This is a genomic window from Halogranum amylolyticum (assembly GCF_900110465.1).
Lineage (GTDB): Archaea > Halobacteriota > Halobacteria > Halobacteriales > Haloferacaceae > Halogranum > Halogranum amylolyticum.
Genome location: NZ_FODV01000003.1, coordinates 21,509 through 45,058, shown reverse-complemented (window position 1 = coordinate 45,058; position 23,550 = coordinate 21,509). Strand labels below are relative to the sequence as shown.

Sequence of the window (23,550 nt, the reverse complement as noted above, 5' to 3'; positions counted from 1 at the left end):
CGGTCACTTAGCATTTGTTGCAATGTCAATAGCTAGCACGGAGCACGACGGTGTTCGTCTCGGGGCGGAGACCGACACGGAACGGGCGATTTATCCACCGTGCGGCGTACCGTGGGTGTATGAAGGTCAAATCCCGGCACCACCTGCGCAGCGACGACGTCGCCGAGATCGAAGACACGATGGCCGAGAGCCTCGGCGTCGACCTCGACGGCGACAGCTACGAACTGGTCGAACTGGCCGACTCCGAGTTCGACGTCGTGCTCGTCGACGGCGAACCGCTCGTCCTCTACGTCGACGACGAACCGTTCCTCACGGTCCGCGGTGCGAACCAGCATTCGCCGTCGAAAGGCGTCGTCACGGTCGACGCCGGCGCCATCTCCTTCGTCAGCAACGGCGCGGACGTGATGCGCCCCGGCATCGTCGAGGCCGACGCCGACATCGACGAGGACGATCTCATCGTCATCCAAGAGGAGACCCACGGGAAGGTGCTCGCCGTCGGACGCGCGTTGGTCGCCGGCGACGACATGGTCGGCGACTCCGGGAAGGTCGTCGAGTCGGTCCACCACGTCGGCGACGAGCTGTACGAGTTCAGCGTCTAGATCGAGAGTCCGCCGTAGTTCGGTGACGACCCGACGCTCACTCGTCGCCGGCGGTGTACTTGTCCAGCGCCAACTCGTAGCCGCGTCTCGCCTCGTGGAACGTCTCGCGGAGCTCGCGCATCGGCGTCTCCGTCGCGTCGACCCGGAGATCGTTGTAGTACGGTTCGAACTCCTGATTCTCGGTCGACGCGACGACCAGCGCCGCACTCTGCACCGGGAGGTCCTCGCGTCTGTCGCCGCCTTCGGCGTCGCCTGCGGCCAGCGCGTCTATCAGTCGCTTCGCGAGCGGTTCTCCGCGGTCGCTTCCCTCGTAGGCGGCGGCGGTCGCCTCGACGACCGACTCGCTAGCGAGCAGGTTGCCCGCGACGGTGACGTTCTCGCCCTCGTAGTGCCCGTACCAGTCGCGACACTCCTCGCCGGAGAAGGCGAACGTCGACTCGCGGCCGAGGCCGTGGAGCTGGCGTTTCTCCCGTTCGTCGTCGGCGTTCAGCAGCGCCTGCAGCGCGTCGTCGACGGCGAGTCCGTCGGCGAGATAGTCGAGTCCCTTGCGACCCAGTTCGACGTTAGTGTAGCTCTGTGTGGCGACGGCGCCGTCCTCGCTCGCGAACGGGCAAAGCGCTCCCACGCCGGGCAGTCGGGTGGTGACGGCGACGCCGAACCGAGTCTGGTCGTCACCGTCGCTGTCGACGTACTCTTCGCGGACGCAGATACTGAAGGTCACAGTCGGCAGTCGACTTCCGGTCGCAAAAAGCTCCCCTTGTCGCCGCTGACGTCCGTCCTCTGCCGATCCGTTCCGGTTCCACGTCAGCCCGTCGTCTGACGTAAGAACTAATGGGGCGAGAGTGAGATGTACATCGCATGGGCATCATGGACAAACTCCTCACTGGTGGCGGCGAGAACCACACCAACGAGGACTACGTCGAACTGGATCTCGACGACTTCGACACCGCCCGCGGCGAGGCGGGGACGACGGTCCACATCGCCGAGATCAGCGGCCAGCAGGACGTCGTCGCTATCAAGGACGCCGTCTACGACGGCGACTTCGTCATCGCCGACATCACGCGCCTCCGGACGCAGGACCGGACGGTCGAACACATCATCGACGAACTGCAGCAGGTCGCCCACGAGGTCGACGGCGACATCGTCCAGAAGGGCGACGACCAACTCATCGTCACTCCGACGGGCATCTCCATCTCCCGACAGAAACTGAGCTGAGACGACGTCCCTCCTCGCCGTTCTCGCGAGCACCCGACCTCTCGTTCCCCGTCCGTACCCTTGTCACGGCGTGACAGTACGGTTCGCGACCTTCGGGAACCGACGAGTTTTCAGGCGTCCTCCCCTTACGAGAGTTCCAGATGAGCAAAGACTACATCGAGGTCCGAGGGGCCGAGGAGCACAACCTCAAGGACCTCGACGTCGCTATCCCGCGAGAGCAGTTCACCGTCGTCACCGGCCTGTCCGGGTCGGGGAAGTCGTCGCTCGCCTTCGAGACGATCTACGCCGAAGGCCAGCGTCGCTACATCGAGTCGTTGAGCGCCTACGCGCGGAACTTCCTCGGACAGATGGACAAACCGCAGGTCGAATCGGTCGAGGGGCTCTCTCCGGCCATCTCCATCGACCAGAAGAACGCCGCCAACAACCCCCGCTCGACGGTCGGGACGGTCACCGAGCTCCACGACTACCTCCGTCTTCTTTACGCGCGCGTGGGAACGCCGCACTGTCCGGAGTGTGGCCGCGAAGTCGGCGAGCAGAGCGCCCAGCAGATGGTTCGACGCATCTTCAACCTCCCCGAGGGGACGAAAGCGAAGATCGCCGCGCCCGTCGTCCGCGACCAGAAGGGGGCGTTCGAGGATCTGTTCGACGACCTCGTCGCCGACGGGTACGCCCGCGTCGAGGTCGACGGCGAGCAGTACGACCTGACCACAGACCGGCCAAAGTTAGACGAGAACTACGACCATACGGTCGACGTCGTCGTCGACCGCATCAAAGTCGCAGAGGAGGCGCGGTCGCGCATCACCGACAGCGTCGAGACGGCGCTCGAGCGGGCCGACGGCGTGCTGAAAGTCGTCGTCCCGGACCCGAGCGAGGAGGCCGCGACGGCACTCGGCGGCTCTACCGCTCGTGCGACGGGTGACCTCGCGGGGGAAGACGACGGCCGACTGGTCGTCGAGTTCTCCGAGGAACTCGCCTGTACCCACTGTGGCATCGACTTCTCGGAGATCGAGACGCGGTCGTTCTCGTTCAACTCGCCGCACGGCGCCTGTCCGGCGTGCGAGGGGATCGGCAACACGAAGGAGATCGACGAGGAGCTCGTCGTCCAGGATCCCAGCAAGCCGCTGAAGGACGTCTTCGAGCCGTGGAGCTACAAACGCTCGTACTACCGCACCCGGATCAAGTCGGTGGCGAAACATTTCGGCGTGAGCGTCCAGACCCACTGGGAGACCCTCGACGACGACGTCCAGCGACAGTTCCTCTACGGCACCGACGAGGAGGTCGTCTTCGAGCGGTCGACGAAGAACGGCACCCGCCGCAAGGAGAAACGGTTCGAGGGAGTCATCCCGAACCTCGAACGCCGCCACGTTGAGACCGAGTCGAAGAGCACGCGCGAGCATATCGAGGACTACATGGCCGTGACGACGTGTCCCGCCTGTGACGGCACGCGTCTCAAACCGCAGTCCCGGTCGGTGCTCGTCGACGGCACCGCCATCACCGAGGTCAACCGGTTGAGCATCGGCGACGCGCTCGACCACTTCGAAGGGATGGAGGCGGATCTCACCGACCGCCAGCGCACCATCGCCGAGGAGATCCTGAAGGAGATCCGCGCTCGACTCGGCTTCATGACCGAGGTCGGGCTCGAGTATCTCACCTTGGACCGCGAGGCGGCGACGCTCTCGGGCGGCGAATCACAGCGAATCCGACTCGCCACACAGGTCGGCTCGGGGCTCGTCGGCGTGCTCTACGTGCTCGACGAACCCTCGATCGGTCTCCACCAGCGGGACAACGACCGCTTGCTGAACACGCTCGAAGGGTTGCGTGACCTCGGCAACACGCTCATCGTCGTCGAACACGACGAGGCGACGATGCGGCGGGCGGACAACATCATCGACATGGGCCCCGGTCCGGGCAAACGCGGCGGCGAGATCGTCGTGCAGGGCGACTTCGACGACGTCTGTGCGGCAGAGGACTCCGTCACCGGCGACTACCTCTCGGGGCGACGGGATATCCCGGTCCCCGAGGAACGCCGAGAGTCGGAAGGCGGACTCGTCGTCAAGGGCGCACGCCAGCACAACCTGAAGGATCTCGACGTCCCCATCCCAGTCGGCCAGTTCACGGCTATCACCGGCGTCTCGGGGTCCGGGAAGTCGACGTTGATGCACGATATCCTCTATAAGGGGCTCGCCCGACAGATGAACGACAACACGAGCGTCGACCCGGGCGAACACGACGCCATCGAAGGACACGACGACATCGAGACGGTGCGACTCATCGATCAGTCGCCAATCGGCCGGACGCCGCGGTCGAACCCCGCCACCTACACCGGCGTCTTCGACTACATCCGCGAGCTGTTCGCCGAGACGAAGCTGGCCAAGCAGCGCGGCTACGAGAAGGGTCGCTTCTCGTTCAACGTCAAAGGCGGTCGCTGTGAGGAGTGCGGCGGACAGGGAACCGTCAAGATCGAGATGAACTTCCTCTCGGACGTCTACGTCCCCTGTGAGGAGTGTGGCGGCGCGCGTTACAACGACGAGACGCTCGACGTCACTTACAAGGGCGCGACCATCGCCGACGTCCTCGACATGGAGGTCGACGAGGCCCACGCGTTCTTCGAGGCGAACTCCCAGATCCGCCGTCGTCTCGAACTGCTGAAAGACGTCGGCCTCGGCTACATGTCGCTCGGCCAGCCCTCGACGACGCTGTCGGGTGGCGAGGCCCAGCGCGTCAAACTGGCCGAAGAGTTGGGGAAGAAGCAGACCGGCGAGACGCTCTACCTGCTGGACGAACCGACGACGGGGCTCCACAAGGAGGACGAGCGCAAGCTCATCGACGTGCTGCAGCGACTGACCGACAACGGTAACACCATCGTCGTCGTCGAACACGAACTCGATCTCGTGAAGAACGCGGACAACGTCGTCGACCTCGGTCCCGAGGGCGGCGAGAACGGCGGCGAGGTCGTCGCCATGGGCACGCCGGAGGAGGTCGCCCGCACCGAGGAGAGCCACACCGGTCAGTATCTGCGCGATCTGCTCCCCGACGTCGACGCGGAGGGGCCGCGTGCGGACAAGCGGCAGCCTGCCAAGCCGATCAGCGACGACGACTGAGACGACTTCCTCGACGGAGCCTTTTCCCACCTCCTGCGCCTACCGTCAGCCATGGTAACCCTCTACGTGGCGACGAGAGACGCCCTCCTCGTCGTCGACGGCGGTCCCGGCGACTGGCAGCCCTCGACGCGACTCTCCGAGCACGCACTCGCGTGTCTCGCGGTCCACCCCGACCAGCCACGGCGACTCTTCTGCGGCACGTCCGACGCCGGCGTGCTCCGGAGCGACGACGGCGGCGACACGTGGTCACGCGTCGGCGAGAGCGTCGTCGACAGCGGCGCGGTCACGGCACTGGCGACGAACCCCGACGACCCCAAGGAGGTGTGGGTCGGGACGGAACCGAGCGCCGTCTACCACTCGACCGACGGCGGCGACGTCTGGACCGAGAAGACCGGGCTGACCGACCTCCCCTCCGCCTCGAGTTGGTCGTTCCCGCCGCGGCCCGAGACGCACCACGTCAGATGGATCGAGGTGGACCCCGTCGACCCGTCGCACCTCTACGTCGCCGTCGAGGCGGGTGCGCTCGTCCAGACGCACGACCGCGGGGAAACGTGGGAGGGCCGCGTCGACTCGTCGCGCATCGACACCCACAGCATGGCGACGCACCCCGACGTACCGGGTCGTGCGTGGGCCGCCGCGGGAGACGGGTACGCGGAGACGAGCGACGGCGGCGAGACGTGGCAGTATCCACAGAAGGGGTTAAGCCACCGTTACTGCTGGAGCGTCGTCGTCGACGAGGCCGACCCGAGGACGGTACTCGTCTCGTCGGCGTCGGGGGCGTACGCGGCGCACACGGCCTCGCGGGCGGAGACGTACGTCTATCGGAAACGCGAACACGCGGAGGGAGTGCAGTGGGAGCGGCTCGACGGCCGCGGACTGCCGACGGGCGACGGCGTGACGCGGGCGGTGCTCGCCGCGGGCGACACGGGCGGCGAGTTCTACGCCGCGAACGACCAGGGGCTGTTCCACACGACGGATTCGGGCGACTCGTGGCGGCGACTCTCCATCGAGTGGCCGGAGTCCTTTGAGTCGGAGCCGATTCGCGGGCTCGTCGTCGTCGACTGAGAGGAACTATCGCCGTCGGTGATGTTCGTGCTACGGTAACATACTACGCTCGAAGAGTTATTTTCTAACCAGACTATCACTATAGGAACTTACCAAATACTTACTTGCTAAAATGTAAGTCGTCGTTACTCAAAAAACAAGTAGTTATGATATTCTTATATTTCCAATAATAAATACCGTCACAATGTTCTGGCTGACCGTCGATGAAACACGACGAGTCGAACAACGGAGAGAATCCGACGACACGAGGTAGTGAGCCGGAGGACGCCCGGCTCGGAGACGAGCTGACGACGTCACGGCGATCGTTTCTCGCCGCGGGCAGTGCGCTCGCCGCCGGTGCGGGTCTTCCCACCAGCACCGACGGCTCCGGCGAACTGTCGGCCAACGAGGAATCGGTCCCCGAGGAGCCCGACGAGGGTGGGGAGGTCCGACACTTCGACGTTCACGCGATCGACGTCGACATCGTCTACAACCGCTACGGACTCCACCAGCCGATCGGCGTGATGTACGCCCTGGAGGACGACCTCGACGAGATCAACAAACTCTCGGGGAAGGTCCCCTGCGGGAACAACACAGTCTTCGAGGACGAGGACGCGGAAGTGTTCTGCGAAGACATCCCGGAAGAGAAGCGCGCCGACGGCGACACGCGGCTCATCCAGCCGCTCACCCTGCGGGCGAACAAGGGCGACCTCATCGAGATCGAGTTCCACAACGATCTCGACCGCTGTGCGTCGATGCACCAGACGGGGCTCCCGTACGACGTCGAGGAGAGCGACGGGATGGAGGTCGGTCAGAACCCCAGCACCGTCGTCCCGCCCGGCGAGAGTCGCACCTATCGGTGGTACGCCAGCGAGTACGGCGGCCACTTCTTCCTCGACGGGGCGAACCAGTCGTTCTTCAGTAGCGAGGAGGACTCGCCGCAGGAGACGAACCTGCTGGCCCGCGGACTGTTCGGGTCCGTGGTCGTCCATCCGCAGGGGACGACGTGGACCGACCCGTACACGGGCGAGGAGGTACAGGGTCGCGTACAGGCCGACATCCACCACCCCGAGAGCATCTCGCAGGAGGCGAAGGACGCCGGTCTCGTCCCCGGTCTGAGCTACCGGCAGTTCCTCGTCCACTACCACACCCCGGAGGGGATCGAGACTGCCGACGGCGAGGATCTCACCCTCCCCGGCAGCGACGAACTGCAAACGACGCACGCCATCAACTACCGTGCTGACCCGACGGGGAACCGCTTCGGGGAGACCGAGTTCGGTAACGTCGGCGAGGACGCCGCGCCGTTCTACAGTTCGTGGGCGCACGGCGACCCCGGCGGCGGCGACAACGTCTACCCGATGTACGTCGGCGACCCGGTGATGGCCATCCCGGTCGGGGCCTCCGTCGAGGAGAACCACGTCCACCACCTCCACGGCCACCGTTGGAAGGAGGTACCCGGTCGAGAGACCTCCGACACCATCGACTCGCAGACGATCGGTCTCGGGTCGGTGTACGAGAGCCCCTACAACGTCGCGTTCGGCACCCCCGAGGCAGGCATCACTGACTTCACCTCCCTCCGGCCGGAGATGTCGTTCGACGAGGCGTTCGAGGTCGGTGCGGGTGGCGCCCACGGCTCCGTCGGCGACGTCCTGTTCCACTGCCACCTCTTCCCGCACTACGGGGAGGGGATGTGGGGGATCATGCGCGTTCTCGACAAGGAACGCGACTGTCTGCAGAAGCTCCCCTGCAACGACCCGCCGCTCCCGAAGGAGAGTAACATCCCCGGCTTCCCCGAGTTCATCCCCGGCGAGTTCGGCGAAACACCGCCGTACCCGCCTTACGGTGCCGCCGGACTCGACGAGTTCCGCGACCCGGAACCGGAGGAGGAGCGGGCACTCACCCGAAAGGGCGAGATCAAACCCGGCGCGCCGTACTCCGATCCGTGCGAACCGGAGATCGACGAGTACGAACCGGCGTTCGAGGGCGAGCTACGCGAGTACACCATCGTCGCCCTGCCGGCGGACATCGTCTACAACGACGCCGGCGACCACGACCCCAACGGCATCGTCTACGTGCTCGAGGAGCACGCCGACCTGGTGCGCGAGGGGAAGATGAACCCCGAACCGCTGGTCATCCGCGCGAACGTCGGCGACTGCGTCGACATCACGTTCAAAAACGAGGTGACCGACGAGAACGTCGCCGCGCTGCCCGGCGACCGGTTCCCCGAGAACCCGGAGGGCGAGGACGGCGGCGCGGAGAGCGTTCCGATCGAGGCGGGCGGCAAGTCGACGCACATCCACTTCGTCTCCTACGACCTGCTCGGGTCAGACTCGTTGGCGACCGGCTTCAACTACAACCAAGAGACGGAGGCCGGTGCCACCAGCCACTACCGCTGGTACGCCGACGAGGAGGGGACCATCTTCTTCCACGACCACATCACCGGCATCGACGACGTGATGCACGGGTCGTTCGCGTCGCTCGTGGTCGAACCGCCGAACTCGCGGTGGCTCGACCCCTACAGCGGCGACCCCATCCGGAGCGGGACCCAGGCGATCATCCAGCAGGACGACGGTCCCGACTACCGGGAGTTCTGTGTCGCCTACCAGGACTTCGCGCAGCTGGTCGACCGGGACGGCGAGCTCGTCAACCCACAGGTGGAACACGGCGAGAACGCGGGGGTGATGGCGCTCAACTACCGCAACGCGCCGTACTACCACCGCGACGACGCCGACCCGGCCTACGTCCACTCCTCGTACGTCCACGGCGACCCCTCGACGCCCGTCTTCGAGGCCTACGAGGGTGACCCGGTCCGGTTCCGCCTCTGGCAGGCCGCCTACGAGGAGCAGCACAACTTCTCCATCCACGGCCGGCAGTTCCCCACCGTCGGCGTCGACCCGCAGGACGCCACCTCGCAGATCATCGGCACGTCCGAAGCGTACACGATGGACCTCGAACCCGAAGAGGAGTTCGAGGACCTCGAGAACATCTTCGAGAACCTCGAGGAGAACCCGTCGGGGCTCCCGATCAGAGACTACATGTACGGCTCGACGGTGGTCGACGACCTCTGGGACGGGATGTGGGGGCTGTTCCGCGAGATCGGCGCGGAGGTCGACCACATCGAACCGCTGCCGGACCAAGGTGCGCCGGACGGCTCCATCTCCAAGCAGGAGCTTCGGAAGATGGGTCACCCCGCAGCGCACTCTGACTGCGACTGGAGCGAGTACGGCCAACTCGCCCGACTCCTCTACGGCGACGACGACTGCAAGGACTTCCCGCCGGACAAGAACGCTCGGCAGAACAGCGCCATCGACGGCAACCCGCCGCCGAAGGCACCGATCCCCGGCGACCCGTGTCCCGAGGACGCGACGGTCCAGGAGTTCAACGTCTCGGCGTTCGACGCGGAGATCGAGTACAACGAGTACGGCGACTACGACCCGTACGGCATCGCCTACGCCCTCACCCGGGACGTCGACGCGATCAAGAACGGCGACCTGCCGCTGGCGCCGCTGACGCTCTGGGCGAGCGAGAACGACTGCATCGAGGTCACGCTGACCAACGACATCGACTTCGACGCTATCGACGAGGATCATCCTCACCCCGAGATGCAGGGGCCGGACCAAGAGTGGGAGCGCTCGAAGCGCATCTCGCTGCACCCCAAGCGCGTCCAGATGGACGTGCTCGGGTCCGACGGGACGACCGCCGGCTTCAACTGGGACCAGACGATCGGTCCCGGCGAGAGCATCACCTACCGCTGGTACGCCAACGGCGAGATCGGCTCGGCCGTCCTCCACGACCACGCGGACGTCAGGAGCAACCGTCACCACGGCGCCTACGGCCGACTCGTCATCGGCGAGGAGGGCGTCGAGTATCTCGACGCCACGACGGGCGAACCCGCACCGCAGGGTCGCAACGACTCGGTCATCGCGAAGGTGCCGAACGGCGACGACTACCGCAGTTACGCACTCGCGTTCGCCGACGGACAGTACATCGTCAACAGAAACGACAGAGACGACTGCGTCGTCCCGCCGGGCGACGACGAGGAGTTCGACGCCGACGCGCCGTGTAACCAGCTCGGCGACGCCGAGGACCACGGGTTCGCGGCCGTCAACTACCGCTCGGAACCGTTCTCCCGTCGGTTCGAGGCGGACGACGACCCGTGGGACGTCTACGATTCAGGTGCTCACGGCGACCCCGTGACGCCGATCCTGCGGGCGATGCTCGGCGACCCGATCCGTCTCGACATCCACAAGACGGCCGACAAGGCCGACGGACTCGTGTTCCACCTCGCGGCCCACCAGTGGAACCGACTCCGGAACGTCGAACAGTCCAAGGACATCGGCGTCGACGACCAGACGAGCGTCACCAAAAGCGACATCGTCGAACCGAAAGGTGGGGCCGGCGGACTCGCCGGGAGCACCGGCGACTTCATCTATCAGGAGACGAGACAGCGACTCAAACTCGAGTCCGGCGAGTGGGGGTTCCTCCGCGTCGGCGACAGACAGCACGACTTCGAGCAACCCGTCCAGCCGCTGCCGGACCGCTGTGCGACGCCCATCGACCGCCGCCCCGGGTGGAACGTCACTCGCGGCGACCTGACCGGTGACGGGACGATCGACGTCCTCATCGGCGTCCCGTGGAGCGCCCAGGAAGCCACCGAGGCCGGTGCAGCCTACCTGTTCACCGGCCCGGTCGACACCAGCCAGATCACGGACCTGACCGGCGCTGACGTCCGGTTCGTCGGGATAGAGGCCTGTGAGCGAGCGGGAACGTCGGTCGAGATCCGCGACGCCAGCGAGGGGAGCACCTCCTGTCTCGTCGTCGACTCGGAGTGCGCACGGTACGAGATCCCATGGTCGGCCATCGCCGACGGCGAACATCCGCGCGTCCGGAACGTCCACCTCACCGACGAGTTCGACACGAGCAGCCACTGAACGAACAGCACCACGGTCTCTTTTTTCGAATCGTACGCCGGACGTCGTACCGGCCCGTACTTGGGGTGACCGAACCTAACCGGAAACCGGGAACGTATTTACCGCACGCCCCGTCACACCGGCGTATGTACGACTTCGTCGTGGTCGGCGTCGGTCCCTCCGGCGCCCGGTTCGCCCGCCGCGCCGCCGAGGCCGGATACGACGTGCTCGCGCTGGAGAAAGGTGAGGTGGGGACGCCGCTGGCCTGCTCCGGACACGTCAGCACCGACATCTGGTCCTACGTCCCCGACAACGCCAAAGAGCGCCTGCTACAGAACCGCGTCTACGGCGCGAACTTCCACGTCGGTGGCCCCGAGAGCGACGCCAACCGCTTCTACAAGACCGAGGAGGTGTCGAACGTGGTCGACCGCGTCGAACTCGACCGGACGCTCGCCGACGTCGCCCGCGACGCCGGTGCCGACGTCCGCGAGGGGCACACGGTCACCGCCATCGACGAACACGCGACGCACGTCACCGTGACGGCGAGCGTCGGTGGCGAGACCCGAGAGTTCGAGGCGAAGATGGTCGCCGGCAGCGACGGGCCGATCTCTCGGGTCCGTCGGGAGGTCGGGCTCCCCGAACCCGCCGAGAAGCTCCACGGCGTGCTCGCGTTCACCGACGAGCCGGACTTCGGCGACGACGTGGCCGTCCACCTCACCGTCCCGCGGTTCTTCGCGTGGCGCATTCCCCGTGGCGACGCGGGCGTCGAGTACGGCCTCGCCGCGCCGCCGGGCAAGGAGGTCAACGAGCTGTTCGACGTGCTCACCGAGGCGTATGGCGTCGAGACCGACCGGTTCTGTTCGGGTGCCATCCCCATCGGCCCGCCAGAGACGGTGACGACTCGACGGGTGTTCCTGCTCGGCGACGCGGCCGCCCAGACGAAACCGTTCACCGGTGGCGGCATCCTCTACGGGATGACCGCCGCCGACCACGCCGTCGCCGAGATCGACCCCGACCACCCGCGGACGCTGGCCGACTACGAACGGGCGTGGCGGGACGCGCTCTCCCGAGAGATCCAGTTGGGCCACCTCGTCCGACGGGCGTACTCGCTTCCGGAACCGGTCCAGCGACTCGGACTCGGTGCGCTGGCCGGCGAGATCGGCGTCCACATGGACAGACCCTCCTCGTTCTTCTCGCGGGAACACCTCCGGGCGCTCCTCTCGCGGTCGTAGTCCGACTTCCTGATCTCGGTCGCCTCGGCGTTCAGCGGTACGTGGGGAGTCGGCCGGACCGGTCGCTCCCCTCGACGAACGGGAGTTCGGTTCGTTCTGTGGTCACCTCGTCGCCGTCGACGCGGACCGTGAGCGCCGCGTCGGCGTCGAGGTCGTAGTCGACGAGCGCGAGCGCGGCGGGTCCGTCGAGACTCGGGCTGTCGACGGCGCGGGTTACCTCGCCGACGGCGGCGTCGTCCGCGAAGACGGCCGCCTCGCCGGCCGGCAGCGACTCGGGTCGCAACCCGACGAGTCGCTGACTCGGCTGCCCGCGGTTCTCGACCTTCGAGACGACCTCCTGACCGACGTAACAGCCCTTGTCGAAGTCGAGCGCGGTCCGGAGGCCGAGCACGTTCGGCAGTCGGCCGGCCAGTTCCGTCTCGAACAGCGGCGTTCCGGCCTCCAGCGTCAGCGACTCCCAAGTGGCGTAGCCGAAGGGGGCCGACGCGTTGCCGTAGGTGAGCAGTGCGTCGAACAGCGTCTCGGCCTCGTCGGCCGAACAGACGATCTCGTACCCCTCCTCCCCGGTGAGTCCGTCACTGGCGACGACGGTGACGCCGACGTCGGCGATCGAGCCGCGGACGAACGAGAGGTGGGGTTCGGGCGCGCCGGCGTGGTTGAGGACGCTCGCGACCTTCTCGGTCGACTGCGGGCCATGGACGCCGAAGACGGCGAAGTCCTCGGAGGCGTCGCGGATCTCGACGTCTTGGATGAAGACGTTCTCCCGCCAGTCGGCGACGAGCGGTTCGGCCTGCGTCGGCGGCGTGAAGAGAAGCAGCCGCTCGCCGGCGTTGTAGACGTACATGTCGGTCTCGATGCGACCCTGGGGATCCAAGAGGAGGGCATAACAGCCCTCGCCGTCGGTCGTCGGGACGCGGTTCGACACCGCGTTGTCGACGAACTCGACGCGGTCGTCGCCCTCGACGAGGACGACCCCGTAGCCCATCTCGATCGCACCGACCCCGTTGCGGACGGCCCGGTGTGCGACTGCCGGGCGGCCGTAGTCACGAACGACCGCTCGGCCGCCACGCTCCTCGAACGTCGCGCCGTGGTCCGCATGGAAGTCGCGTAGCACAGTCATCGCTGAGTCGTACGGGGGCGGTGGGTAAAACGTCCCGTCATCGGTCGCGACGCTCGCGGGGGTCCGCTCGCTCGTCGACGCCGGCTCAGAGTCCGAACTTCTCGCGGACGACGTCCAGAATCCCCTGTTCGTCGTCCTGTCGCTCCTCCGGGTCGGGGACGACACGATCGTCCGGGCGGATACGGATGCGTTCGTGGGCGTTCTCGACGTTGATGAGGTTGTCGTCCTTGAGTTCGCCCAGCGCCGTTTCGATCGTGTCGATGTCAGCGTCGACTGCCGCACGGAGCTCGAAGACGGTCATCCCCTCCTCCGCGCGGTCGACGAGTGCATCGAGGACGGCGACCTCGACGTCGCCGCGGTCCCGATACTCCCGCTTCGCTCTCATACCCTCTCCAACGAGCGCGGCGGTTTTACGCTTACCGGCGTGAGCGACGTCCGTCGACCGGGGACGTCTGACGCTCGGCAGACGGAGAGGAGGTAGGTTTTAGTCTTGGACCTCGGAAGGTGCGTGCAATGGGACTCAGGTGTCTACTCGGGCACGATTTCGCCGACCCCGAGATCGAGCGCGAACGAGAGGAGGAGGGTGAGGAGATGGTCGTCACCGTCCGCGAGGTGAAGACCTGCACGCGGTGTGGCCACACACGGATCATCAGCGAGAACAAGGAGGTAACCTCGATCCGACCGGCCTCGGAGGTGACAGGGTTCGAGGACGGTGAGGGCGAGACCACAGCCACCGAACCGGAGAGACAGGCTGAGGTCCCGAACGCCGAGGAGTCGGAGTGGTCCGAACCGAACCCCCATCCGGCCACCGAGGGGATCGCCGACGAGACTGCGACCGTCGACTCGTCGTTCGGAGCCGACACGGAGTCGTTCGAGGCCGACGTGGAATCGGTCGAAGCCGACGCGGAGTCGTTCGACCCACCCCAGAGCGCCGAGGAGGACGACGGTATCATCCTCGACGAGGAGGAGGAGCCGGCCGAACGCCAGCCCGGCGAGTGGCCCGACGCGGACGAAGTCGACCGCGGCGACGGTCGGATGCCGACGCTCGAAGAGGTCGAGACCGAACTCGACGCCGGCGAGAGCGAGTCGCGCGCGTGGCCGGCGCAAGAGGGCGAAGACGAGGGGTTCGCGGCCGACCCGCCCGCCGCCGACGAGGGCGACGTCGAGGTCGACTTCGGCGACAAACTCGCCCCCGAGCTCTCTGAAGACGACACCGTCGAAGCGGGGTACGACGCGGAGTTCATCGGCAACGCGGAAGACGAGCCGACCGACCGGACCGGCGGGTCCTCGGGTGGGTTCACCCGCGCGGAGACGCTCTCACGAACCGACGCGTCCGAACTGCCGACGGAGTACTTCTGCCCCGCCTGCGAGATGACGCGCGACGCAGACCAGTCGTCGATGCGCGCGGGCGACATCTGCCCGGAGTGTAAACACGGCTACATCACCGAACGCGAACGGTGACCGGCCGCCGCACGGAGACGTGTCGCTCACCCACCGCGGTTCCAGTAGCAACCTTTTTGTACGAACTCGCTGCTGACGCCGGTTTCGACGGCTGACAACAGTCTGCACGCGATTCGAACGACGAAACAGGTAAACCATCCCCTACCGAACGGCCTGTCATGAAGGAGTACAAGATGCGACGCGGTGAGACGCTCGACGAACGGATGCCCGACCTCGAGGCGAGTATCGAGGAGTACTTCGGCCCCATCACCGGGACCGACGAGTACCGCGGCAGCGACCTGTTCGTCGTCGGCGAACCGAAGAACCCCGTCTTCACGAAGATCGTCGCCGGCGCGGTCGAGTACAGCGGCAAGAAGGACAAACTCGCCGTCCACTTCGAGGAGCGCTCCGCCGAAGAGGTCATCGCCGAGGGGCTCGCCGACCACGCCGCCGACGCCGTCAACGTGAAAAACGAGTTCCTGCTGGAGGCGACCGGTCGCGACGCGAAGTCCCGCCGCGACTCGATGAAACGCGCCGTCGAGGACGACGCACCGGATTACTGAACCTCGACCTTTTTTCAGCGTGGGGCCTCGCCGGCCTTTGGCCCGCTCGGCCCCACTAAAAAAGCTCTCTTCGCGGTTTCACCGCGAAGGCTTGGAAGACGCGATGCGTCTTCCCGTGGATGGAAAACCCCGCTCCACGAGACTCGGGTCTTCGACCCCCGCTCGCGGTACGACTCGCGGTACGACGTTCTCGTCTCTCCGCACTGCCACCACGACGGCGACAGCGCCGTCACCGACCTACAACCGCTCGGGCTGCCACCCGCCGTCGATCTCGACGTTCTCGCCGCTGATGTAGTCGCTGTCCTCGTCGAGGAAGAACAGCATCACCTGCCGGAGGTCCTCGAACCGCGCCCACCGCCCGCGGGGGGCGTCCGCGGGGAACTCGTCGGAGTTCTCGACGACATACGGCGAAACGGCGTTGACGGTGATACCGTCGTCCTGCGTATCCGTCGCCAGCATCCGCGTGAACATGAGCACGCCCGTCTTGGCGACGAAGTACGGGAAGTTCTTCGGGTGGACGAGCGCCCGTTCGCTGCCGGCGTAGCCGACGTTGACGATCCGTCCCCACCCCTGTTCACGCATCGCGGGGAGGGCGCGCTTCGAGCAGAGGTAAGTGCCGTTGAAGTTCGTCTCCAGCACCGTGTTCCACGTCTCGAAGTCGATCTCCTCCCAGTGCGAGGGGGCGAACGCGCCGACGTTGTTGACGAGCACGTCGACCGGGCCGAGATCCTTCTCGACGGCGTCGAACATGGCGTCGACGGCGTCCGGCTCGGTGACGTTGCCACGGACCGTCGTCGTCTCCGGCGCGCCGCGCTCTGCGGCCGCCGCGGCGGTCTCCCTCGCTTCCTCTGCGCTCGTGTGGTAGTGGACGGCGACGGACGCACCCGCCTCGGCGGTCGCGAGCAGCAGTTCACGACCGATCCCCTTCGCACTCCCCGTCACCAGCACCGTCCGTCCCGTTAGGTCGGGCGACAACATGTCTCTCGTCTCGTCCGCGTCTCCCAAAGCCCTCCCGGTCGGGGAAAGCTACAAGTAACATGATACTCTCTGTCGCGACGAGTGGTAACGCACCTTCTCGACAAATCTTTATTCAGCACCGAGTAAACCCTCCGCCATGTTTAAGAAGCAGAGGCGATAACCGAGTCGTATGTCACTCGATACGATTCTACTCGCCGTCGGTCCGAGCGACAGCGACCGCATCGATCGACTCGCTGAAGAGACTATCGACGTCGCCGGCCCCGCCGGTTCGACGGTCGTCCTCGGCCACGTCTTCACCAAGTCCGAGTACGACGACGCACTCGACAAACTGGAGTTCGACACGACGGCCGACGAGGTCTCGCCGAACGACGTCGCCGCCCGACACGCGACCATCCGCGAACTGACGAAACGACTCGACGACGCCGGCGTCGACTACGAGGTCCGCGGTGCCGTCGGCGACCACGGGAAAGCCATCGTCGACCTCGCAGAAGCGGTCGACGCCGACCGCGTCGTCGTCGGCGGTCGCAAGCGCTCGCCGACCGGGAAGGCCGTCTTCGGCAGCGTCGCCCAGGAGGTCATGCTCTCGGCGCCGTGTCCCGTCACCTTCGTCCGCGCCGACACGAAGTAGCGACGTGGCTACCGACGGGCGCGCTCGCGCCACGCTCTCTCCTGTGCTCGCTCTGCGACGTGTCGTTCCCCGTCGGTGACGCTGTCGCGTGCGACGCGCTCGAACTCGGTGAGCGGCGCCAGAAACGACGCTTGGAACTCCTCGACGACGCTGTACGACCAGCGGTCGTCCGCGGTCACACCGCGCGGGAGGATGTCGTCTCGGATGCGATCCGCGAGTGTCGTATACTCGGCCGCTCGGAGCTCTGTCTCGGCGACGTCGAGGTGGTCCATCCCGTGACCGATGGCGTGGTGGAACGCGAGCAGATGTCCCTGTGCTCGGAGCATCCACTCGAGGCCGACCTCGACTTCGTGCATCGCGGTCTGTTCTTCGGCCGTCAGATCGGTCGACGTACTGGAGTCCGACATATGTCAACTTTGGACACGGAGATTGATAGCCTTTCTCGTCGTTCGGTTCGAGCGAGGAGTTATGGCCTGTTCGTGCGACGACCGAGTATGGAGCACGAGATCGACTACCGTCCCTCCTTCGCCCTCCTGACGATCCACCTCGACGCCGAGGAACGCCTCCGCACCGAGGCGGGGTCGATGGTGAGTCACACGCCGGGTCTCGACGTCGAGACCAACGCCAACGGCGGCATCCTGGGATCGCTGAAGCGGAGCGTCCTCGGCGGCGAGAGCTTCTTCCAGAACACCTACACTGCCCGCGAGGCGGGCCACATCACGCTCGCGCCGCCACTCCCGGGTGACGTGGTTCGTCACGACATCGACGACGAGACGCTGCTCGTCCAGTCGGGGTCGTTCCTCGCCGCGGACGACACCGTCGAACTCGACACGGAGTTCGGCGGCGGCCGCACCTTCTTCGGCGGTGAGGGGCTGTTCCTGCTACGGCTGACGGGGACCGGGCCGACGTTTCTCTCCAGTTACGGGGCGATCCACGAGGTCGATCTCGCGGAGGGCGAACGGTACGTGGTCGACACCGGCCACATCGTCGCCTTCGAGCAGTCGACGACGTTCGAGGTGCGACGCGTCGGCGGGCTGAAGTCGACGCTGTTCAGCGGCGAGGGGCTCGTCTGCGAGTTCACCGGTCCCGGAACCGTGTGGCTCCAGTCGCGCAGTCAGGACGCCTTCCTCGCGTGGCTCGTCCCGAAGCTGCCGTCGAACACGCCCAACGGGCAGTGAGTTAGGGGGACGGTAGCACGCTTCTCCCGGTCGATTTCCGGGTTAGACAGTCGCACAAAGAATTTAGAACGCGTGTAGTTAAGTGCCGGGGACGTGCCTACATAGACAATGGCCTACTACGTGGGCGTCGACCTGGGGGCGACGAACGTCCGGGCGGCCGTCGCCGACGAGAACGCAGAGATCCTTGGAGTCAGCAAGCGCGGGACGCCACGCGGCCCGACCGGTATCGCGGTCACCGAGGCCGTGCTGGCAGTCACCCGCGGTGCGTTCGAGGAGGCGGACGTCGACCCCGAGCAGGCTGTCGCCGCCGGTATCGGTTCGATCGGACCGCTCGATCTCGCGGAGGGCGTCGTCGAGAACCCCGCGAACCTCCCCGACACTATCGACCGCATCCCGTTGACCGGTCCGCTCTCGAAACTGCTGGACACCGACCGCATCTATCTCCACAACGACACCGCCGCCGGCGTCATCGGCGAGCGCTTCTACAGCGACCGGAACCCAGACGACATGGTCTACATCACTATCTCCTCCGGTATCGGTGCCGGCGTCTGTGTCGACGGCAACGTCCTCTCGGGGTGGGACGGCAACGCCGGCGAGGTCGGCCACATGACGGTCGACCCGAACGGCGAGATGCGCTGTGGCTGTGGCCGCGACGGCCACTGGGAGGCGTACTGTTCCGGGAACAACATCCCCCAGTACGCCGAGTACATCTACAACGAGGACACCATCGACACCGATCTCCCCATCGAGGACCCCGACTTCGACGCCATCGACGTCTTCGAACACGCCGGCGAAGACGACTTCGCCGACTACGTCATCGACCAGGTGAACCACTGGAACACGATGGGCGTCGCCAACGTCATCCAGGCGTACGCGCCGCTCATCATCTTCATCGGCGGTGCGGTCGCCACCAACAACCCCGAGCTCATCCTCAAACCGATCAAGGAGAAGATCGACGACATGGTGTTCATCAACGTTCCCGAGATCCAGTTGACGACGCTCGGCGACGAGGTCGTCCTGAAAGGTGCCGTCGCAAGCGCACTCACCGGAGGAACGGGCGACCGGTCGCGGCTGTAGGCGGGATACCTCGGTCAGTTCGTCCGACGAGCCCCCGCGCCACGGTGTCGACCCACGTGGCTTATCACCGTCCGTCACTTGCCTCGTGACATGCGACGCCGCGACGTGTTGCGCGCCGGGTTCGCAGGAGTTGGCCTCTCCGTTTTCGGCAGCAGTCCGACCGCCGCTCACCCCGGTTCCTATCGCCCCTACGGGAGCGTCGCGGTCGGCGGCGCGAAGGAGGCCGTCGTCGGTCCGGACGGTCGGTATGTCTTCGTCGCCGCGACCGACGGCTACGCCGTCGTCGACGTCTCCGTGGCCGACCGCCCGGAGGTCGTCGCCGAGCGCCGAGAGCTCCTCTCGGAGCGCGACGGCGGTCCGTTACGCATGATCTACGACGTCAAACTTGACGGCGACCGACTGCTCGTCGTCGGCCCCGCCAACCCGCTTCCGGGTGCGCTCGCGGGGATACTCGTCGCGGACGTGAGCGACCCGGCGACCCCCGAGACGATCGGGTTTCTCGAGACCAACTACCCCATCCACAACTGCTTTCTCGACGGCGACTACGCGTATCTGACCGCCAACGACGGCGGCGAGAACCCCCTCGTCGTCGTCGACGCCTCGGGCGAGCGCCCCGAGGAGGTCGCCCGCTGGTCGCTGCCCGAGTACGACGAGGCGTGGCGCGACGTGCCGGCGTGGCTCCGCTCGACGCACGACGTGTGGGTGCAAGACGGCGTCGCCTACCTCGCCCAGTGGGACGCCGGCACGTGGCTCGTGGACGTGTCTGACCCGACTGCGCCGACCCACGTCGCCAACTTCGGCGGCGTCCCACGGCCGGAGCTGGTCGACCTCTCAGAGCGTGAGGTGCAGCGACAGGGGACGACCCCGCCGGGGAACCACCACTACGTCGCCGCCGACGAGGACGCGACCCTTCTCGGCGTCGGCCGCGAGACGTGGGCACGGCGGACCGACGACGGCGGGCTCGTCGGCGGGCCCGGCGGTATCGACCTCTGGGACGTCGCCGATCCGACCACACCGGAGCGACTGGCGACCGTCGATCCGCCGACGGCGGACGACCAGACACGAGGTGGCGTCTGGACCACCGCCCACAATTTCGAGTTCCGCGACGGGCGTCTCTACTCCTCGTGGTATCGGGGCGGCGTCAAGCGACACGACGTCTCGGACCCGTCGAACCCCGAGCAGTTGACCTGGTGGCGCGACCCCTCGGCGGCGAGTTTCTGGACCGCCCGCCTCGCCGTCCCCGGCGAGACGTTCGTCGCCAGCGACATGGGCGTCCCACGAAACGAGGGAGCGGAACTCTACGTCTTTCCCGACCACGCGGGCGACCAGCAGAACCCGCCGCCGCTCGGCAACGAGACGGCGTCCGGCGGGTCGGGCGTCGTCACCGCGTCGCCGACGCCGACGGGCCACGCCGATACAGGGTCGGCGGCGTCGACCGGGTCGAGCGACGTCGACGCCCCCGGATTCGGCGTCGGTGTCGGTCTCGCCGCACTCGGCGTCGCCGGCTGGCGACTCGCGACCCGCCGTCGCGACTGACGCGAATCTCTCACGGTTCTGGTCTCCCTGTGGAAACCACAACATACCCATAGCTGCAGTCCAAAGGGGAGGTAATGACCGACGAGAGCCTCCAAGAGCGCATCGAGAACTGGATGGTCGGGCAGATGCCGATTATCCAGATGCACGGCGGGACGAGCGTCGTACGCGAGGCGAACCCCGAGACCGGCGAGGTCACCGTCGAACTCGGCGGCACCTGCTCCGGCTGTGGCATCAGCAACATCACCGCCCAGAACATAAAACGCGACCTCATCCTCGACTTCGAGGAGGTCGAGGACGTCACCGTCCGCGTGCCGAGCACCGGCGACACTCAGAGCGGGAGTACCGTCGAGGGTGGCCGCGGCGGCGACCTCCAGTTCTCCAACGAGTCTGCCGAGCACTTCTAAAGCTCGACGTCCGGACGGAGTGTCTCGCCCACACGTTTTTCTCCTCGAACGAACTATCTCTCTCGGATCATGCGTCACCCACTAGTCGTCCTCTGCTGCGTCGCGCTTCTCGTCCTCGCGGGCTGTACCGCACCCGCCACGGACGACCCGCCGACGTCGGACGTCCGACTCTCGCTCGACAACGCCGACTCCCAGCGGTACGAGGTGACCGTCGCCGTCGCCCCCACTACCGTCGACACCCTCCGCATCATAGGCGTCGACGGAGAGACGCGGACCTATCGAGACGTCGACAGTCTCGACGTCGTCCCGTCGGCCGTGCTCGGCAACGCCACAGGGTTCACCGCGAGCGGGCCCGACGTCACGACGAAGCGATACGTCCTCGAACCGGGGACTGGTATCGGCGACGAACTCGCGGACACGCCGCAGAACACGACTGTCGTCTACCTCGTCACGCAACCCGACGGTGCCGACCCGACCCGGTCGTGGGGAGCGGCGACCTGCGGGCAGAGCGAGTTCGCGGAGATAGCGATCCGCATCGCCGACGGCGGGGCGCTCTCGACGGCCACCCACTGCGGGTCGCTCGCGAACTGACGGGAGCGACGACCCGAGCGTCCGGCGCGCGTGCTCAGAGCGCCCGTTCCAACGCGGTGGCGACGTTCCGAGCCTTCTCGGCCAGTTCTTCGGACAGCTCCCCCGCGGCGACCGCCTCGTCGAGTTCGTCGTCGTCGACCCGCTCGACCCGGCCGTCGGCGTGTTTCACCACGTCGACGTGGAGGTCGACGTACCGGATCGTCTCCGGGAAGCACTCGACGGGCGTACAGACGTTGACGTAGGTCCCCTTCCGCTCGCCCTCCGAGTTGCGGTAGACCGTCGGATACCACCAGCGGCCCTCGCGGAACTTCGTCAAGGCGGTGTCGCCGGACTCTCGGGAGACGCCGAGCGCGTCGTAGCTCCCGCCGGGCGACATCGTCCGTTCGACCGAGAGCGTCCCCTCCGCGCCGTCGTAGTCGACGACTTCGCCGCTACCGAGCAGGATGAGTCGCCCGTCGGGTTTCCCGTGCCCGATACGGACCGTGTCGCCCTCGACGGGGCCGAACTGCCGGGTGACGACGCCGAACGGGAACGCGGCGTCCCCGTCCATCTCGCACAGCGCCTCCGCGAAGTCGACGCCGGCACTGGCCGACTCGTGGGACGCCTTGATGCGGTGGTGGCCGGGCATCGTCGTCGTCACCGCCCGGCGGTGTTCGTCGAGCGCGAACCGCGACTCACGGCCGAACCAACACCAGGCCGTCTCGGTCGGTGCGACCAACCGTCCCGGGTCGCCGACGTCGGCTCCGAGCACCTCGTCGAGTGCCGCCGCCCGTTCTGCGGCCCGTTCGAGCGCACCGTCCAGCGCGTCCATACTCGCGTCGGTGGCCGAGTGGGACCACCGGACGCCCCATCCCTCAGGAACCTCCGCGCCGAGGAGGTCGGTCATCCCGGCGAGTTCGCGTCCGGCGGCGTCGTCGCGGGTGTCGACCCGCGTCCCCTCCTGTCCGGCGACCAGCGTCGCGAGGCCGGCGAACGCCTTCAGTTCGGTGTCGAGGAGCGGCCGGTCGTCGTCCCACGGCGGCGCGGCTTCCGTCACCTGCACGCGGACGGCGTCGTCGTCGCCGATGTGGTTCGTCGCGTTGCGGAACGGGAGAAAGCCCTCGCCGCCGTCGCCGAGGTCGACGACTGCGCCGCTGCCGAGCGTCTCGCGAACGACGCCGTCGAAGACGGCTCCGGTCGGCGCGGGTTCCTGCCAGACGAGCGTGTCGACGCCGACGTCCCGGAGCAGCGAACGCATCGTCTCGACCGCCGTGGGGTCGCCCTCGACGCCGACGCCCTGTCGGTCGTCGGTCGTCGCGAGTTCGACGTCGTGGTCCTCGTCGGGGAGGCCGGCGTCGAACCGCTCGCGGATGGGGTCGGACGCTTGAACGACGTCGTGGCCCGCCTCCAACAGGAGGTGGGTCAGCGACGTGGTGTAGATGCCGCGAACGCGGACCCGAACGCTCATAGGGCGTCTCTGTCGCGGGCGAACCGCACGCGGGCGTCGACGGTCGGTCCCAGTCGGAGTTCGACCGTCTCGTCGTTCAGCACGCGGCCGTCCTCGACCGGAACGCCCCAGGAGTCGAACCGGAGGTACCCCCGCAGGTCCGCACCGTGGGTGAACAGATCGAGATACTCGACCTCGTGTTCCTGGACGTCGGTCGAACTGTGCGCCATCTCCATGTCCGAGTAGAACGTCCCGCCGTCCTCGAAGAACGCTTCCAACTGCTCGGCGTCGCGCTGGACGGCCTCGGTGACGAGCTTCGACGCTTTTCGGAGCTCCTCGCGGCCGAGACCGACCTCCCGCAGCGCCTGCTGCGTGCGTTGGTCGAAGTGCATACGCTCCCTTGGAGTGCCGGGGTTTTCAGCCTATCTCGTCGGCCGCGAGCTCTCGACCTGCGGGCGGTCGTCGGAGCGGCGGCTCGTAACCCTCGGCCGGCCGCTCCGGTCGGAGC

Annotated in this window: 21 protein-coding genes; 14 read left to right on the top strand and 7 right to left on the bottom strand. The window is 66.9% G+C overall.

Annotation, left to right across the window (positions count from 1 at the left end):
* Positions 1 to 119: 119 nt before the first annotated feature.
* Positions 120 to 599: an RNA-binding protein gene (locus BSG17_RS06160; RefSeq protein ID WP_089822106.1), complete on the top strand. Its 480-nt coding sequence runs from the start codon at positions 120 to 122 to the stop codon at positions 597 to 599.
* Positions 600 to 636: 37 nt separating this feature from the next.
* Here BSG17_RS06160 and BSG17_RS06155 read toward each other — a convergent pair whose 3' ends face one another.
* Entirely contained in the window at positions 637 to 1,320 is a 684-nt protein-coding gene (locus BSG17_RS06155) for a DUF1028 domain-containing protein (protein ID WP_089822104.1), read from the bottom strand.
* A 137-nt stretch (positions 1,321 to 1,457) separates the two neighbouring features.
* On the opposite strand from BSG17_RS06155, the gene BSG17_RS06150 reads away from it, so the two are divergent.
* The 5 genes from BSG17_RS06150 to BSG17_RS06130 all read left to right on the top strand — a co-directional run bounded on the left by BSG17_RS06150 (position 1,458) and on the right by BSG17_RS06130 (position 12,101).
* Complete coding sequence (locus tag BSG17_RS06150; protein ID WP_089822102.1) at positions 1,458 to 1,814, top strand: cell division protein SepF; 357 nt, start codon at positions 1,458 to 1,460, stop codon at positions 1,812 to 1,814.
* Positions 1,815 to 1,954: 140 nt separating this feature from the next.
* Entirely contained in the window at positions 1,955 to 4,915 is a 2,961-nt protein-coding gene (gene uvrA, locus BSG17_RS06145) for an excinuclease ABC subunit UvrA (RefSeq protein ID WP_089822101.1), read from the top strand.
* Positions 4,916 to 4,966: 51 nt separating this feature from the next.
* A complete protein-coding gene (locus BSG17_RS06140; RefSeq protein WP_089822099.1) occupies positions 4,967 to 5,980 on the top strand; it encodes a WD40/YVTN/BNR-like repeat-containing protein in 1,014 nt (337 codons plus the stop codon).
* 203 nt (positions 5,981 to 6,183) lie between these two features.
* On the top strand, positions 6,184 to 10,890 hold the full coding sequence (locus tag BSG17_RS06135) for a multicopper oxidase domain-containing protein (protein WP_089822097.1): 4,707 nt from the start codon (positions 6,184 to 6,186) through the stop codon (positions 10,888 to 10,890).
* 125 nt (positions 10,891 to 11,015) lie between these two features.
* Complete coding sequence (locus BSG17_RS06130; protein ID WP_089822095.1) at positions 11,016 to 12,101, top strand: geranylgeranyl reductase family protein; 1,086 nt, start codon at positions 11,016 to 11,018, stop codon at positions 12,099 to 12,101.
* Positions 12,102 to 12,132: 31 nt separating this feature from the next.
* Here the strand turns inward: BSG17_RS06130 and ygfZ are convergent, their stop codons facing one another.
* Both ygfZ and BSG17_RS06120 read right to left on the bottom strand, forming a co-directional pair.
* Complete coding sequence (gene ygfZ / locus BSG17_RS06125; RefSeq protein WP_089822094.1) at positions 12,133 to 13,221, bottom strand: CAF17-like 4Fe-4S cluster assembly/insertion protein YgfZ; 1,089 nt, start codon at positions 13,219 to 13,221, stop codon at positions 12,133 to 12,135.
* Positions 13,222 to 13,306: 85 nt separating this feature from the next.
* The gene (locus BSG17_RS06120; RefSeq protein ID WP_089822092.1) at positions 13,307 to 13,606 is read right to left on the bottom strand and encodes a DUF6432 family protein; all 300 of its coding nucleotides are present in this window, start codon (positions 13,604 to 13,606) and stop codon (positions 13,307 to 13,309) included.
* A 128-nt stretch (positions 13,607 to 13,734) separates the two neighbouring features.
* On the opposite strand from BSG17_RS06120, the gene BSG17_RS06115 reads away from it, so the two are divergent.
* Positions 13,735 to 14,682 (top strand): DUF7093 family protein, encoded by a 948-nt coding sequence (locus BSG17_RS06115; RefSeq protein WP_089822090.1) that lies wholly within the window; start codon positions 13,735 to 13,737, stop codon positions 14,680 to 14,682.
* Between the two features lie 158 nt (positions 14,683 to 14,840).
* Complete coding sequence (locus tag BSG17_RS06110; RefSeq protein ID WP_089822088.1) at positions 14,841 to 15,224, top strand: DUF5611 family protein; 384 nt, start codon at positions 14,841 to 14,843, stop codon at positions 15,222 to 15,224.
* Positions 15,225 to 15,461: 237 nt separating this feature from the next.
* Here BSG17_RS06110 and BSG17_RS06105 read toward each other — a convergent pair whose 3' ends face one another.
* Positions 15,462 to 16,202: an SDR family NAD(P)-dependent oxidoreductase gene (locus BSG17_RS06105; RefSeq protein WP_089823011.1), complete on the bottom strand. Its 741-nt coding sequence runs from the start codon at positions 16,200 to 16,202 to the stop codon at positions 15,462 to 15,464.
* 169 nt (positions 16,203 to 16,371) lie between these two features.
* On the opposite strand from BSG17_RS06105, the gene BSG17_RS06100 reads away from it, so the two are divergent.
* Positions 16,372 to 16,830, top strand: coding sequence for a universal stress protein (locus tag BSG17_RS06100; protein WP_089822086.1), 459 nt, complete (start codon positions 16,372 to 16,374; stop codon positions 16,828 to 16,830).
* An 8-nt stretch (positions 16,831 to 16,838) separates the two neighbouring features.
* Here BSG17_RS06100 and BSG17_RS06095 read toward each other — a convergent pair whose 3' ends face one another.
* Positions 16,839 to 17,237, bottom strand: coding sequence for a hypothetical protein (locus tag BSG17_RS06095; RefSeq protein ID WP_089822084.1), 399 nt, complete (start codon positions 17,235 to 17,237; stop codon positions 16,839 to 16,841).
* Between the two features lie 87 nt (positions 17,238 to 17,324).
* On the opposite strand from BSG17_RS06095, the gene BSG17_RS06090 reads away from it, so the two are divergent.
* From BSG17_RS06090 to BSG17_RS06070, 5 genes are all read left to right on the top strand, one after another.
* On the top strand, positions 17,325 to 18,008 hold the full coding sequence (locus BSG17_RS06090) for a TIGR00266 family protein (protein WP_089822082.1): 684 nt from the start codon (positions 17,325 to 17,327) through the stop codon (positions 18,006 to 18,008).
* Between the two features lie 108 nt (positions 18,009 to 18,116).
* On the top strand, positions 18,117 to 19,085 hold the full coding sequence (locus tag BSG17_RS06085; protein ID WP_089822079.1) for an ROK family protein: 969 nt from the start codon (positions 18,117 to 18,119) through the stop codon (positions 19,083 to 19,085).
* Between the two features lie 90 nt (positions 19,086 to 19,175).
* A complete protein-coding gene (locus BSG17_RS06080; protein WP_089822076.1) occupies positions 19,176 to 20,621 on the top strand; it encodes an LVIVD repeat-containing protein in 1,446 nt (481 codons plus the stop codon).
* 74 nt (positions 20,622 to 20,695) lie between these two features.
* On the top strand, positions 20,696 to 21,025 hold the full coding sequence (locus BSG17_RS06075; protein ID WP_089822074.1) for a NifU family protein: 330 nt from the start codon (positions 20,696 to 20,698) through the stop codon (positions 21,023 to 21,025).
* 69 nt (positions 21,026 to 21,094) lie between these two features.
* Positions 21,095 to 21,616, top strand: a complete 522-nt coding sequence (locus tag BSG17_RS06070) for a hypothetical protein (protein ID WP_089822072.1) — start codon at positions 21,095 to 21,097, stop codon at positions 21,614 to 21,616.
* A 34-nt stretch (positions 21,617 to 21,650) separates the two neighbouring features.
* Here BSG17_RS06070 and BSG17_RS06065 read toward each other — a convergent pair whose 3' ends face one another.
* Together BSG17_RS06065 and BSG17_RS06060 are read right to left on the bottom strand one after the other, a co-directional pair.
* Positions 21,651 to 23,063: a ribonuclease FAU-1 family protein gene (locus BSG17_RS06065; protein WP_089822070.1), complete on the bottom strand. Its 1,413-nt coding sequence runs from the start codon at positions 23,061 to 23,063 to the stop codon at positions 21,651 to 21,653.
* The gene (locus BSG17_RS06060) at positions 23,060 to 23,434 is read right to left on the bottom strand and encodes a DUF7532 family protein (RefSeq protein ID WP_089822068.1); all 375 of its coding nucleotides are present in this window, start codon (positions 23,432 to 23,434) and stop codon (positions 23,060 to 23,062) included. Before BSG17_RS06060 ends, BSG17_RS06065 begins: the two co-directional genes overlap by 4 nt.
* Between the last annotated feature and the right edge of the window lie 116 nt (positions 23,435 to 23,550).